This window comes from Cupriavidus sp. CPT47-8839-RL05A, from assembly GCF_058792255.1.
In genome coordinates this window covers 1-12,509 of the sequence record NZ_JBYTEG010000022.1, presented here as the reverse complement: position 1 = coordinate 12,509, position 12,509 = coordinate 1, and the positions used below count along the sequence as shown (strand labels likewise).

Sequence of the window (12,509 nt, the reverse complement as noted above, 5' to 3'; positions counted from 1 at the left end):
GGCGCGGCGCGCCGGGGCTCACGGTCGCTCCTGCCACACCGCGACGCCACCCGGCGTCCCGGCACGGCCATCCAGGCTGATCTCCACGCGCGTCAGGTCCTCGCCGATCAGTAGTTCACCGGCATACGTCTTGCGGACCCGCTCGGCAATCTGCCCGACCGTGGCATCGCCGTTCAGGCCGATGTGACTGAACACCGCCAGCCTCGGCCCCGCAGCCTGGAAGACCCGCGCGGCATCCTCCGGCGAGGACAGGTGATCGTAGATGGCACGGTACGCGGGGTTGGAAGCCAGCAGCGCATCGGGGATCAGCGTGACGCAATGCACCAGCACGTCGGCGTTCTTTGCCTGCGCGACCACGGCGGGACTGAACCGGGTATCGCCCGACAGCACCACCACCCGGCCCCGATAGTCAATCCGGTAGCCATACGACGGCCGGATGTTGTCGCCGTGGTCGTTCTCGAATGCCGTCACGCGGACCCCGTCTTTTTCATAGACGACCCCGGGCGCGACGTCGCGGGCATCGATGGTGATGCCCGCAAGCGCGCTGCCCTCATCCTTGTGCCGGATGGCGATGTCCGCGGCAAAGGCCTGGCGCAGCCCATCGGCAAGCGCGCGCGTGCCCGCCGGGCCGTACAGCGCCATGGGCTTGTCGCGGCGGCCGTAGGGCGGCCGCAGCCAGCCAGTCAGCCACAGGTCGGGCAGTCCCACCAGATGGTCCGAGTGGAAGTGCGTCAGGAAGTGCGCGTCGACGCTGCCCAGCGGAATCCGCAACTGCCACAGGCGCACGGCCACATTGCGGCCAAAATCAAAAACCAGCTTCTGGCCGCCGGCCTCGACCAGCGTGCTGTAGCCAGCGCGCGTTGCCGAAGGCACCGGGGTGCCCGTGCCCAGCAGCGTCACGCGGAAATGGTCAGTGCGTTCCGGGGCGGCCGCAGCCGGGGCGGGCGTGGCGGCGACCGACAAGGCCGTGGCACACATCAGGGCGATGCCGGTCAGCATCGCCAGCAAGCGGGATGATTTCATCGTTCTACCTATTGAAAAGGGTGACAGCGCTGCAGCGCCTCAGAAGATCTGCTTGACGCCGAGCATCACGCCGGCCTGGTTGCCGCCCGCGCTGGGATTGCCGCCGGGGCTGCCGCCGCTGACCGACAGCGCCGACTGGCCGCCGTTGTCGATATAGCCCGCCGTGGCATACACGGAGGTGCGTTTCGAGAACGCGTAGGTGCCCCGGATCGCGCCAAGCCAGGCCTTGTTCGCGCTGCGCCGGTACTTCACGTAGAAGACTTCGCCGGCAAGGTTGAACGCGGGCGTGATGTCGTAGGACGCCCCCGCGAACCAGAGGTCGCTGCGCGGGGTGCTGCTTGCTTCGTTGTTGCGAGACAGCAGTCCCAGGCCCAGCTTGGTCCGCGGCAGCAGCATGTAGCCGCCCAGCGAGAAGCGGTCGTCCTTCAGGCTGCTCCGGGTCAGGCCACCAAAGGCGCCGGGGCCGCCGCGCAGCGAATCGTAGGCGGCGCTCACGCCCCACCAGTCAGTCTCGTACATCAGCATGGCCGACCATTCGCGGCAGGCGCGCGAGTCCGCGGGGTTCTCGCCCGCACAGTTGGTGCCGGCCGGGCCCGGTCCCGCATTGACGGTATCGCGGCCCAGGCTGTACGTGGCGCCAACGGTGACGCCACCGAACTTGCCCTTGTACGAGACCGCGTTGTCGGCGCGCGTGTTGGGGATATAGCTGTCAATCGAGCCGACACCGTAGACGTTGGAGGTAAGGATGTCGGTATCCAGACGCGCCCAGAACAGCATGGTGTACTGGCGCCCAAACCCGATCTGTCCCCACGGGCCGCTCAGCCCGACGAAGGCCTGCCGGCCGAACAGTCGCGCGCCCTGATTCGAGACGCCTGAATCCGGCGCGAAGCCGGATTCCAGCACGAACACGCTCTTCAGCCCGTTGCCGAGGTCTTCCGAACCGCGCAAGCCCCAGCGCGATGGCACAGTCGCAGCCAGCGACGGCTGGCGCACCAGGTCATTTCCCGCCGCACCCACGTGGTTGAGGTATTCCACACCCGTATCGATCACCCCATAGAGCGTCACCGATTGCGCCGCCGCCACCAGCGGCATGGCGGCAGCCAGGCCGGCCGCGTATCTGTTGAATTTCATTCTGTCTCCCCTGCTTCCTGTGGCGGCAACCTGCCAGGCACCCTGGCAGCCCCCATATGTTCATATTTGAACATCTGTTTCTTTATTGAACCACCACGGGCGAATACTACCGCCCCGTTTTATGGAGGCCGAGTGGGGAAACTACCGATGTGTGGGGAGGGGTTATGGCACGCCGCTGCGCTGCGCGTCACGCAGGCGCAGCCGACAAGAAAGGCGGTGAACCGCGTTTGCCTGAGGCGCGCTCCAGCGTGGGCTGCGGGCCCGCGCTGGCCTCATGGAATTCCGGTGCGCGCTCAGCCGGCGATGCCAGCCCAGCGCAGGTGCTTGCCCCAGTCGGCGTCGCTGATCACGCCGGACACGCCGTGCCGCTGGCCATCGGCGCGATAGAAGTAGGTGCGCGGCATCTCGCCCATCCAGTCCGGATCGACCGCATAGCGCAGCCGCTCCTGCGGCTCGTGCCCGAACACCCACGCGTTGCGCGTGAGCCTGACGCGCTGGAGCAATTGCTGCACCTGTGGCAGCGCGTCGGGGTTGTCCGTCGCCAGCGTGACGACGCGCAGGTCCGGATGCCGCGCGCGCAGCTTGCCGATGGCGTCGAAGTTGCGCTTGCAATAGACGCAGTCGAGCGACCACACCACCAGTACAAAGGGCTTGCCCTTCTGGCTGGCCGCCAGCTGGGCGGCGCTGGCCGATGCGAACACGGCGACGCGGTCGGCCGGTTGACTACCGGCATTGGCGGCCGTCATCGCCAGGGTCAGGACGGCAGCGGCGAGCAGCTTGCGGCGGGATGGCATCATGCACCCTCCTTGCCCAGCGGGAACACCTGGAAGCCCTCGGCCTCGGTACGCCACAGCACGTAGGCGCGGCCCGCATGCTGCAGCAGGTGCGGCTGGTCCGAGTCGCGCTCCGTGCCGGCCAGCTTGCGCGTCTGCCAGGTCTTGCCGCCATCGTGCGACAGCATCGCGGACAGCCGCGTCTGCTGGCCGTCGAACGATTTCCAGGCCACCGCGATCTCGTTGTCGTTCAGCGCGACGATGTCGGCATGCTGCGCGCGCGGGTCGTCCAGCGGGCGCTGTGCCTGCAGCTTGCCGTCCTTCCAGCGCCCCACCGAGACCGTGGGCTTGCCTTCGCGCACGTTGAACCAGACCATGTGCACCGTGCCATCGGGCGCCACCGAAGCGCCGGGGCCGTGGTGCGGGCAGGCGTCGATGCGCCAGTCGTCAAAGGTGGCGCGCTGCATCGGCGTGGCCTTGCCGTCGGTGCCCAGCAGCGCCAGCGCGTGGTCGCGCGCGTTGGGCGGGAACACATGGCGCCACAGCGCCAGCATCTTGCCGTCGGGCGTGGGCGACAGCGCGATGCGGCAGCATTCGCACGACTGGTCGGCGATCTTGTAGTCGCCCTGGAAGGTCTTGCCCTGGTCGGCGGAAACCGCGTAGTAGACCGCGGCGCCGGCGTACGGCTGCTTGCGCGCCTCGGCGGCAACCACGTCGCGCTTGTCGATCCAGCTGACGAAGACGCGCCCGGCGTTGTCCACCGCGATGGCGTCGAAGCGGTGGGCGATCTGGTCGCGGTTGGCATGCACCGTCAGCGGTTCGGCAAAGGACTTGCCGCCATCGGCGGAATGCGCAAAGCGGATAAAGCCGGTCCACGGCTTGGGCAGCGGCTGGGTCCAGGTGACGAAGATCTCGCCATCGCGCCCCGCGGCGACCTTGGGCCGGCTTTCATGATCGGCGGCGACCTGCTCCGGCACGTTGTTGACATGCTGCGCCGGCCCGAAGCTGCGGCCGTAGTCGGTCGATGCACGTACCGCGACGTAAGGGCCGTCCTTGTAGGCGACCCACAGCTTGCCGTTTCGGTCGAACGCGGCGCCGGTGCCCAGCTCGCTCATCTTCGCGGCCTTGGCCTGCGCGCCGTGGCCGCTGTGATCGCCGTGCGTTTGCGCGGTCGCGGCCAGCGCGGCACCGGCCATCATCAGCCCGGCAACGATCAAGCGGAAACCGGGGCGAACGCCTTGCATGGATATGGTCAGCCTGTTCACGTGCTCAGAAGGAAAGTTTCGCCTCGGCGTAGAACGTCCGGCCCGGATACGGGTGGTAGACGTAGTAGCGCTGGTCGGTGAGGTTGTCGATGCCAAGCCCGAGGCGCACGTTCTTCGCGGGCCGGTACGTCAGCTTGACATCAAAGGTCAGGAAGCTGCTGGTGCCGCCGAAGGTGTCGGGATTGACGTCGGAATTGTCGAGCGTATTGTACTGCCGGCCCGAATAGGTCATGGCCAGCGTGCCGGCCCAGGCCGGCGTGATGCGATAGGTGCCCATCAGGTTGGCGCGCCACTTGGGAATGCGGTAGAAGTACTTGCCCACCGAGGCCGGGTTGTTGGCGTTATCGAGCGTCTTCGAATGGTTGTAGGCCCCGCTGGCCGACAGGTCGAAGCCGCTGACGAACACATCGCGCGCGTCATAGGCCAGCTCGATGCCGCGGGTGCGCACGCGGTCGACGTTCTGGAAACTGGTGACGGTCGGGAATACCGTGGTATTGGTCTGGCTGACCAGGGCATCGCGGATATCGTCCTCATACACCGAGACCCGGAAGTACGACGAATCCAGCGTGCGCTCGAAGGTCAGGTCCTTCGAGAATGACCGCTCGGGCCGCAGGTTGGGATCGTTGTTGATCAGCGCGGTGCCGGTGATGCGGCCCTGGAACAGCTCGCTGACAGTCGGGTAGCGATAGGCCTGGCCCAGCGACAAGCGGCCCAGCCAGTCCTGCCCGAAGGCCTTCTCCAGCGCCAGCTTGGGCGACCAGTTGGATTCGCTGCGCACCGGGTAGCCGATGTCCACGCCGGGCTGGCTGCGGCTGCCGTCATAGGCGCGCCAGTGTTCGTAGCGCACGCCGGGGATCAGCTTCCAGTCCTCGGCAAAGTACCAGGCGTCCTGCGCATAGAGCGCCTGGGTCTCGGTCTTGCCGGCAAAGGCGTTGTTGAAGGCGGTGATGGTGACCGCCTGCCAGTCCGAGGTGTTGTAGGTGGTGTTGCTCAGCCGGTAATTGTCATAGTGGTAGCCGAACGTGACCCAGTGCCCGCCCTGCAGCTGCTGCGGGCGGTAGTCGGCCTTCAGGTCGAGCGTGCGCCAGCCGGTGCCGTCGCCATAGGTCACCGTGCCCGGCCCGCTGCCGGCGGTGTTGGCGCTGCGGCTGATGTCCTTGCTGACATCGAACAGCGACGCCACGCCCGAGAAATTCCAGCCGGTCTCATTGCGCGTGCGCAGCGACAGGCCATAGAGCCAGCGCGCGTCCTCGCCATTGCTGGGGGCAAAGGCGTTGGCGGGAATCACATAGCGATAGCCGCCGATATTCACGGGACCGCTCGACACAACATTGCCATCGGCATCGCGCAGGTAGCTGCCGGTGGCGCTGGATCGGTCCTGCTGCCAATAGGCCGCGGTGAACTGCGCCTGCAGGGTATTGGTGATGTCGTAGCCAAGCTTGAGCTTGAGCTGGTCCTGCACCGTGTGCGTGACGCCCTCGCTGTTCACGCCCATCACCACGCGGTCGCGGCCGGTCTGGTCCTGGTCGAAGTAGGCGCCGGTGACCGGCTTGTCGGCAGAAGTGGCACGGGCCGTGGAGCGTGCCGCGGTATAGAAGCTCAACGGCTGGCTCTTGCTGTCCTGCCGGTCCACGCTGACCAGCCACGAGAACGGGCCGACGCGGTCGCCCACATAGGCGTTGGCGTGGACCCCGTTGAAGTTGTCGTGCGTGCCGTACAGGCTGAAGCGCTGCGTGAACAGCTGCACGCTGGCATCGCCCTCGAGCTTCTCCGGCGTGCGCGTGGTGATCAGCACCGTCGCACCCAGCGAGTTGCCGGGATATAGCGCCGAATACGGGCCGTACAGCACATCCATGCGCTCGATCTCGGCGCTGTTGACCAGCGACCAGCGCGGCGGGAAGCTGAAGTCCGACCCCAGCAGGTTGGACAGCAGCAGGCCGTCCGCATACACCAGCCCGCGCGCCGACTGGCGCGAACTGGTGCTGCGCACCGAGATGATCGAGTTCATATCGCCGATGAAGCGCTTGCGTACGGCGAGGTTGGGCGCGTACTTGAGGGCGTCTTCCGTGTTCACCACATTGAAGTCGGCCATGCGGCGGCTGCTGATGCCGTAGGCCGGCGAGGGCGTGTTGGGCGGTATCGCCGGCGTCTCGGCGCGCTCCGACTTGGCCGAGACCACCACCTCCTGCAGCGGCTCGGGCGCGTCCACCACCTGGGCGGCGGCGACGGCGGGGCCCATCAGCACCGCCGAAACGGCCAGTGCAATGCGATTTTTCTTCACTGGAAAACCTTGTTGTCGTCTTTTTCGACTCACTCCACCTGAGCGCAGCATACGGCGCCTCTCCCCGAGAGCGAGCGCTGACATTTTATGGGGCACGGGGACGCAGGCCGATGCGACATAGCGACGCGGGCGGCAGGCCGCCTAAGCGTTAACCCGCATATCCAACGTCGAGCCTTGTCACTACATTGCCCCGATTGGCATCAAGCCAATGTGATGCAGGGAGAGACTGTCGCGGCGCCCGCCGCGGACAGCGCCGAAGGAGCAACCGCCCCGGAAACTCTCAGGCAAAAGGACCGGCATCACCAGTCAGTACACTCTGAAGAATGCCGGACGCTATCGTCCGCCGGCATACCGAAGGAGCAAGCGCGCCCCGCCCTCGCGGCCGGGTGTCGTGAATCTCTCAGGTCCAGAACAGAGGGGGCGTCCGCCACGCATATTGCGTCCGGGCTCCCACCATCGACGTTCCTGGAACCTGCAGATCATGAAATCAATCGCTGTCATCGGCGGTGGCATCACGGGTGTCACCACGGCCTACGCGCTGGCCCGGCGCGGATTCTCCGTCACACTGTTCGAACGCCACCGCTATGCCGCCATGGAGACCTCGTTCGCCAATGGCGGCCAGTTGTCGGCCTCCAACGCCGAGGTCTGGACCCACTGGTCGACCATCGTCAAGGGCATGAAATGGATGCTGCGCAACGACGCCCCGCTGCTGGTCAATCCCCGGCCCAACTGGCACAAGCTGTCCTGGTTCGCCGAGTTCATCGCCGCCATCCCCCACTACCGCCGCAACACCATCGAGACCGCGCGCCTGGCCATCGCCGCGCGTGAACACCTGTTCGCCTGGGCGGCGCAGGAAGGCATCGATTTCGACCTGAAGAAGGAAGGCATCCTCCATATCTACCGCGACAAGGCCGGCTTCGAGCATGCCGGCCGGGTCTCGGCGCTGCTGGCGCAGGGCGGGCTGGAGCGGCGCGCCGTGACGCCCGAGGAGATGCGCGCGATCGAGCCGACGCTGGCCGGCTCGTACTACGGCGGCTACTTCACCGAGAGCGATTCCACCGGCGACATCCACAAGTTCACCAGCGGCCTGGCCGCAGCCATCGATCGGCTGGGCGTGCGCTGCCTGTACGGCCAGGACGTGCAGGCGGTGAAGGCCGACGGCAGGCGCGCCACCGTGACCGTGCAGGACGGCGCCGACACGGCCACCTCCAGCTTCGATGGCGCCGTGATCTGCGCCGGCACCGCCAGCCGCGCGCTGGCCGCGGGGCTGGGCGACCGGGTCAACATCTATCCGGTCAAGGGCTATTCGATCACGGTCAACCTGACCGACGAGGCCAGCCGCGCCGCCGCACCGGTGGTCAGCCTGCTCGACGACGAAACCAAGCTGGTCACCAGCCGCTTGGGCGACGACCGCTTCCGTGTGGCCGGCACCGCCGAGTTCAACGGCTACAACCGCGATATCCGCGCCGACCGCATCCGCCCGCTGGTGGAATGGGTGCAGCAGTGCTTTCCCGGCGTCAGCACGCGCAGCGTGGTGCCTTGGGCCGGGCTGCGGCCGATGATGCCGGACATGCTGCCGCGCGTGGGGCGCGGGCGGGCGGCATGCATCTTCTACAACACCGGGCACGGGCACCTGGGGTGGACTTTGTCGGCGGTGACGGCTGATATGGTGGCGGGAGTTGTCGACCAGCATTTCGGCGCGAACGTGGCAGTCGCGCCGGGTGCGCCGCTGGCATTGGCCAAGGCCTGAGTTCGCGGGTGTTTTCTCCCACTCTCCCATTTGTGGGATAGGGGCCACTGTGCGCGAACAGCGCCGCGCCATGATGGAAGCATGGGGCGGCGCATGTATACGCTTGAAGAATAGTGGACGTGATGCCCTATCTTCGCCCGGATGAGTATCCAAGCCATCCACCAATTAATGAGGCTGCGACCATAGACACGAACCAGCCAACAAAGAACAGATTCGCTGCATGCTGCTTCGTGTCGAACAAACTTCCTGTCCCGCGCAACACTACAATGCCGAAGAGATATAACCCGCCCCAAGCAGCAAGCGTAGCCAGGACAGCGCCAACAATAGCGCCGATGACTGCTCTCAGTATCTTCATTTTATGGGGAAGAAAATAATTGTCTTCGAGTTGCGAAAATCTGACCAAACACCTGGAACCACAATATTCCAACTTACTCTTAGACCAGTACCAAAGCCTGTAAGTTTTTCCCCATTCCATAAATCGATATGGCCTCCGCTAGCATTCCCTGCCGCCTCTCCGTCACGCGCCCAATAGCCATCGAACATTATTATTCCGGTTCGCCCCTTTACTTTGCCCACCCAGTCCCGCCCTGTAATATTCTCCGCCTTCCCTAGCCCGGCAAAAGGCTGCAATTTCAACCACTCCCCGAGTTCGTTTGCTCGCGTGGCAGTGGCCTTCCCGTCTGCCGGAAGAATAATACGCCCGATACTCGGCTGCCCGGACAGCGGCTTCACAAGCTTCGATGAAAAGGACTTCATCTCGATGCCGACCCGATGAAGAGTAACACTCATTCGGATCGCGCACTGATCGGAATAGGCCGGATTGTCATATGGATTGCCCGACGGATAGTTGGCCCAGAGTTCCTGAAACGTTACCACCTTAAGCTGCACCTCCTTAATGGAATTCGGTGTCGCGTTTGTTGTCACGATCGTTTTCTTATTGGGCATACCTCATACCTCTTCCTGTCTTGCTAGAGCGTCATCGCCCCAATAAATTGCGTACTCGTTGAGATTCTCTGTATATATGCGGGGTAGCTTGCCGCTTTCGTCTATACACCCAGAGAATGCTCGCCCGTCGGGCGTCTCGATGAAGTAGGGGTAGCCTTCCAAGGGTGTATTACCCGCTCGGACTCGGACTCGGACTTGCTCGTCGTAGTCACCTGTCGCGGGCGAAGTCAGGTTCGAAGAGGCCAAGGACGCGGACGATGGCGGCGGCGGCGCATTGCGGCCTCCCCGGTTCACCTCAATAATGAAATCCGTCCGCGAGTGGATGACAACCGGGTGAGTCGGGCACTTGCAATTGACTCGCGCACCAGTCACCAACATCTGTTTGCCGTCTATATCGACGGCCAATAACAGTCATTCATCACCGCCCCCCCACCTTGCAGGCGGGGCAGGTTGCATGGTCGCCTTCGACACCGACTATCAGGTCATGATGGAATATGCTGCGGCCCGTGGCGATGAGTATGCCGCCCGAGCTTGTCTTGTCTCCGTTCCGGAGTGCGTAGCGAATATCCGGCATGACGGCATCTTAGGCGCGCACGGGATAGTAGGCGGGATCGAGCAGGCCAAGGATAGGCTTGTCTGCCGATTCGTGGAATTCCAGCGCCGTCACGGGACTGAACACAATGGTGTCCCCATTGCGGGGGCTGCCGATGAGGGCCACCGGCACGCCTGCTGACTCGCACGCGTTGCCTGCGCCCGCCATAATCACCGCTGTACTGCCATCCTGGTAGGTCGCCACGTCGCCAACCCGGACGATGGGACGGCCATCGTAGCTTTGATTGCTGGAACCCTTCACGACTTCACCGCCGTTGGCGGTCTTCGCACCTTCGAATGCTGCAACGTAAATCTTCTTGGTTTTCGTGTCTTGCATCATTGATCCTGGGTTGGAAACGGCTTTTTTGCCGAATGCCATTGAGCCGAAATCGGCAGTGGGGATCAATCAGACATGGCCTAAATTTGGGGATGATTTTTCAAAAGTCTTACATGACGGCCGGGCGGCCGGAAGCCTATTGTTCGCGGGACGACCGCAACCGGCCTCCTGGCTGTGGGGCGCTCGGTGCGGCAGCCGCACGCTCGGCCTGCGCCCGCACTATCAGTTCCCCGATCGCCTGCGCGAGCCGCGTGTGGGCTTCCAGCCCCATCTTGTAGGCCGCATTGAGGGAGGGATACCCTCTCCCCGGCCCCTCTCCGGCAAGCGCGAGAGAGGAGAAACTCCATAGACGGTTTTCGCCTCACCCGGGGCGTCGCCCCAAACTCCCCACAATCCCCTTGCGGAACGTCAGCACGCACACGATGAAGATGATCCCGGTCACCATCGACACCGATTCCCCGAGCCCGTTGAACCAGTCGATGCCCGTCACCGCCGCAAGGTAGCTGCCCAGTTCGCCAAGCTTGTTCTCCAGCGCGATCACAACAAACGCGCCGACGATCGGCCCGGTCAGCGTGCCAAGCCCGCCCAGCAGCGTCATCAGAATGACCATGCCGGACATCGACCAGTGCACGTCGCTGAGGGTCTCGAAGCTCAGCACCAGCGCCTTGACCGAGCCGGCCAGCCCCGACAGCGCCGCCGACAGCACAAAGGCGGTCAGCTTGAAGCGGTCGACGTCATAGCCGAGCGAGACCGCGCGCGGCTCGTTCTCCTTGATCGCCTTCAGGATCTGGCCGAACGGCGAGTGCACCGTGCGCACGATCAGCGCAAAGGCGGCCACGATGATCGCCAGCGCCACGTAGTACAGCGTCAGGTCGTCCGACAGCGGCAGCACCCCGAACAGCTTGCCGCGCGGGATGCCCTGCAGGCCGTCCTCGCCGCCGGTAAAGGGCGCCTGCAGGCAGATGAAGAACAGCATCTGCGCCAGCGCCAGCGTGATCATCGAGAAGTAGATGCCCTGCCGGCGGATAGCCAGCGAGCCCACCACGTAGCCGATCAGCGCACCCGTGCCGGTGCCCAGGACCAGGCCGATCTCCGGCGTCACGCCCCACACCTTCATCGCATGGCCGGCCGCATAGCCGGCGCCGCCGAAGAAGGCCGCATGGCCGAACGACAGCAGCCCGGTATAGCCGATCAGCAGGTTGAAGGCACACGCAAACAGCGCGAAGCACATCACCTTGAGCACGAACACCGGATACGCACCGGCCAGCGGCGCGGCCAGCAGGCACGCCAGCACCACGCCGTACATCACCTGCTTTGGCAGGCGCCCCGCCACCTGCTGCTGCCGCATGCCGATTGCGGCGATAGATTGTCCGCTCATCACTTCTCCTTTCCGAACAGCCCTGCCGGGCACAACAACAGCACCACCACCATGATGACGAAGACAACGGTGGAAGATGCTTCCGGGTACAACACCTTGGCCAGCCCTTCGATCACGCCCAGCGCCAGCCCGGTCAGGATCGCGCCCATGATCGAGCCCATGCCGCCGATCACCACCACCGCGAACACGACGATGATCAGGTTCTGGCCCATCAGCGGCGACACCTGCATGACCGGCGCGGCCAGCACCCCGGCAAACGCGGCCAGCGCCACGCCGAAGCCGTAGGTCAGCGTCACCATCCGCGGCACGTTGACGCCGAACGCCTCGACCACCTTGGCGTTCTCGGTGCCGGCGCGCAGGTAGGCGCCCAGCCTGGTCTTCTCGATCACGTACCACGTCGACAGGCAGACCGCCAGCGATGCCCCAACCACCCATACGCGGTAATTGGGCAAGCGCATGAAGCCGAGGTCGGAGGCGCCCTGCAGCGCCTCGGGCGGCGCATAGGGCAGCCCGGACACGCCATAGACCGAGCGGAAGATGCCTTCGACCACCAGCGTGATGCCCAGCGTCAGCAGCAGGCCGTAGATGTGGTCGAGCTTGTAGATCCAGCGCAGCATGGTCTTCTCGATCCCCACGCCCAGCGCGGCCACCACCAGCGGCGACAGCAGCAGCATCACCCAGTAGCTGAGGCCGGCATAGGACATGCCGGCCCACGCCAGCACCGCGCCCAGCATGAAGAGCGCACCGTGCGCGAAGTTGATGACGTTCAGCAGCCCGAAGATCACCGCCAGGCCCAGGCTCAGCATGGCGTAGAAGGCGCCGTTGACGAGCCCGAGCAACAACTGCGACAGCAGCGCCGGGAGCGGGATTTCAAACAGGTTCATGAGTCGCTCCTTATACGCCCAGCAGTTCATGCAGCACCGGCATCTTGGCCTCCAGCTCATTGGCTGCGAAGCGTTCGACGATGCTGCCATGCTCCATCACGTAGAAGCGGTCGGCCAGCGGCGCGGCGAAGCGGAAGTTCTGCTCCACCAT

The 12,509-nt window shown here is 64.9% G+C and carries 10 protein-coding genes, 1 pseudogene and 2 riboswitches; of the genes and pseudogenes, 1 reads left to right on the top strand and 10 read right to left on the bottom strand.

Translation table 11 applies throughout. The features are described from left to right. Positions 1–18: 18 nt before the first annotated feature. From AC3WVS_RS24240 to AC3WVS_RS24220, 5 genes are all read right to left on the bottom strand, one after another. Positions 19–1,023, bottom strand: coding sequence for an MBL fold metallo-hydrolase (locus AC3WVS_RS24240; RefSeq protein ID WP_492320640.1), 1,005 nt, complete (start codon positions 1,021–1,023; stop codon positions 19–21). 39 nt (positions 1,024–1,062) lie between these two features. Continuing rightward, positions 1,063–2,154 (bottom strand): porin, encoded by a 1,092-nt coding sequence (locus AC3WVS_RS24235; protein WP_492320639.1) that lies wholly within the window; start codon positions 2,152–2,154, stop codon positions 1,063–1,065. A gap of 293 nt (positions 2,155–2,447) precedes the next feature. Beyond that, on the bottom strand, positions 2,448–2,951 hold the full coding sequence (locus AC3WVS_RS24230; protein ID WP_492320638.1) for a TlpA family protein disulfide reductase: 504 nt from the start codon (positions 2,949–2,951) through the stop codon (positions 2,448–2,450). Continuing rightward, positions 2,948–4,171, bottom strand: a complete 1,224-nt coding sequence (locus AC3WVS_RS24225; protein ID WP_492320637.1) for a sialidase family protein — start codon at positions 4,169–4,171, stop codon at positions 2,948–2,950. Before AC3WVS_RS24225 ends, AC3WVS_RS24230 begins: the two co-directional genes overlap by 4 nt. A gap of 25 nt (positions 4,172–4,196) precedes the next feature. Further along, positions 4,197–6,524: a TonB-dependent receptor gene (locus AC3WVS_RS24220; protein WP_492320636.1), complete on the bottom strand. Its 2,328-nt coding sequence runs from the start codon at positions 6,522–6,524 to the stop codon at positions 4,197–4,199. A gap of 156 nt (positions 6,525–6,680) precedes the next feature. Next, positions 6,681–6,779: riboswitch (glycine riboswitch) on the top strand. After that, positions 6,780–6,898, top strand: a riboswitch (glycine riboswitch). 11 nt (positions 6,899–6,909) lie between these two features. Between AC3WVS_RS24220 and AC3WVS_RS24215 the strand changes: the two genes are divergently transcribed. Further along, a complete protein-coding gene (locus tag AC3WVS_RS24215; protein WP_492320635.1) occupies positions 6,910–8,223 on the top strand; it encodes a D-amino acid dehydrogenase in 1,314 nt (437 codons plus the stop codon). 351 nt (positions 8,224–8,574) lie between these two features. Here AC3WVS_RS24215 and AC3WVS_RS24210 read toward each other — a convergent pair whose 3' ends face one another. The 5 genes and pseudogenes from AC3WVS_RS24210 to AC3WVS_RS24190 all read right to left on the bottom strand — a co-directional run. Then, entirely contained in the window at positions 8,575–9,168 is a 594-nt protein-coding gene (locus AC3WVS_RS24210) for a type VI secretion system amidase effector protein Tae4 (protein ID WP_492320634.1), read from the bottom strand. A 583-nt stretch (positions 9,169–9,751) separates the two neighbouring features. Continuing rightward, entirely contained in the window at positions 9,752–10,165 is a 414-nt protein-coding gene (locus AC3WVS_RS24205) for a PAAR domain-containing protein (protein ID WP_492320633.1), read from the bottom strand. A 292-nt stretch (positions 10,166–10,457) separates the two neighbouring features. After that, entirely contained in the window at positions 10,458–11,402 is a 945-nt protein-coding gene (locus AC3WVS_RS24200) for a branched-chain amino acid ABC transporter permease (RefSeq protein WP_492320727.1), read from the bottom strand. Between the two features lie 71 nt (positions 11,403–11,473). Continuing rightward, the gene (locus tag AC3WVS_RS24195) at positions 11,474–12,358 is read right to left on the bottom strand and encodes a branched-chain amino acid ABC transporter permease (RefSeq protein ID WP_492320632.1); all 885 of its coding nucleotides are present in this window, start codon (positions 12,356–12,358) and stop codon (positions 11,474–11,476) included. Between the two features lie 10 nt (positions 12,359–12,368). Then, positions 12,369–12,509 (bottom strand): annotated as a pseudogene (locus tag AC3WVS_RS24190) (ABC transporter ATP-binding protein); the annotation flags it as partial.

What these genes read in the sequence shown, in the direction of transcription:
- AC3WVS_RS24240 (WP_492320640.1), bottom strand. Translation starts at nt 1,023, where the DNA reads ATGAAATCATCCCGCTTGCTGGCGATGCTGACCGGCATCGCCCTGATG.
- AC3WVS_RS24235 (WP_492320639.1), bottom strand. Translation starts at nt 2,154, where the DNA reads ATGAAATTCAACAGATACGCGGCCGGCCTGGCTGCCGCCATGCCGCTG.
- AC3WVS_RS24230 (WP_492320638.1), bottom strand. Translation starts at nt 2,951, where the DNA reads ATGATGCCATCCCGCCGCAAGCTGCTCGCCGCTGCCGTCCTGACCCTG.
- AC3WVS_RS24225 (WP_492320637.1), bottom strand. Translation starts at nt 4,171, where the DNA reads ATGCAAGGCGTTCGCCCCGGTTTCCGCTTGATCGTTGCCGGGCTGATG.
- AC3WVS_RS24220 (WP_492320636.1), bottom strand. Translation starts at nt 6,524, where the DNA reads ATGCTGCGCTCAGGTGGAGTGAGTCGAAAAAGACGACAACAAGGTTTT.
- AC3WVS_RS24210 (WP_492320634.1), bottom strand. Translation starts at nt 9,168, where the DNA reads ATGCCCAATAAGAAAACGATCGTGACAACAAACGCGACACCGAATTCC.
- AC3WVS_RS24200 (WP_492320727.1), bottom strand. Translation starts at nt 11,402, where the DNA reads ATGTACGGCGTGGTGCTGGCGTGCCTGCTGGCCGCGCCGCTGGCCGGT.
- AC3WVS_RS24195 (WP_492320632.1), bottom strand. Translation starts at nt 12,358, where the DNA reads ATGAACCTGTTTGAAATCCCGCTCCCGGCGCTGCTGTCGCAGTTGTTG.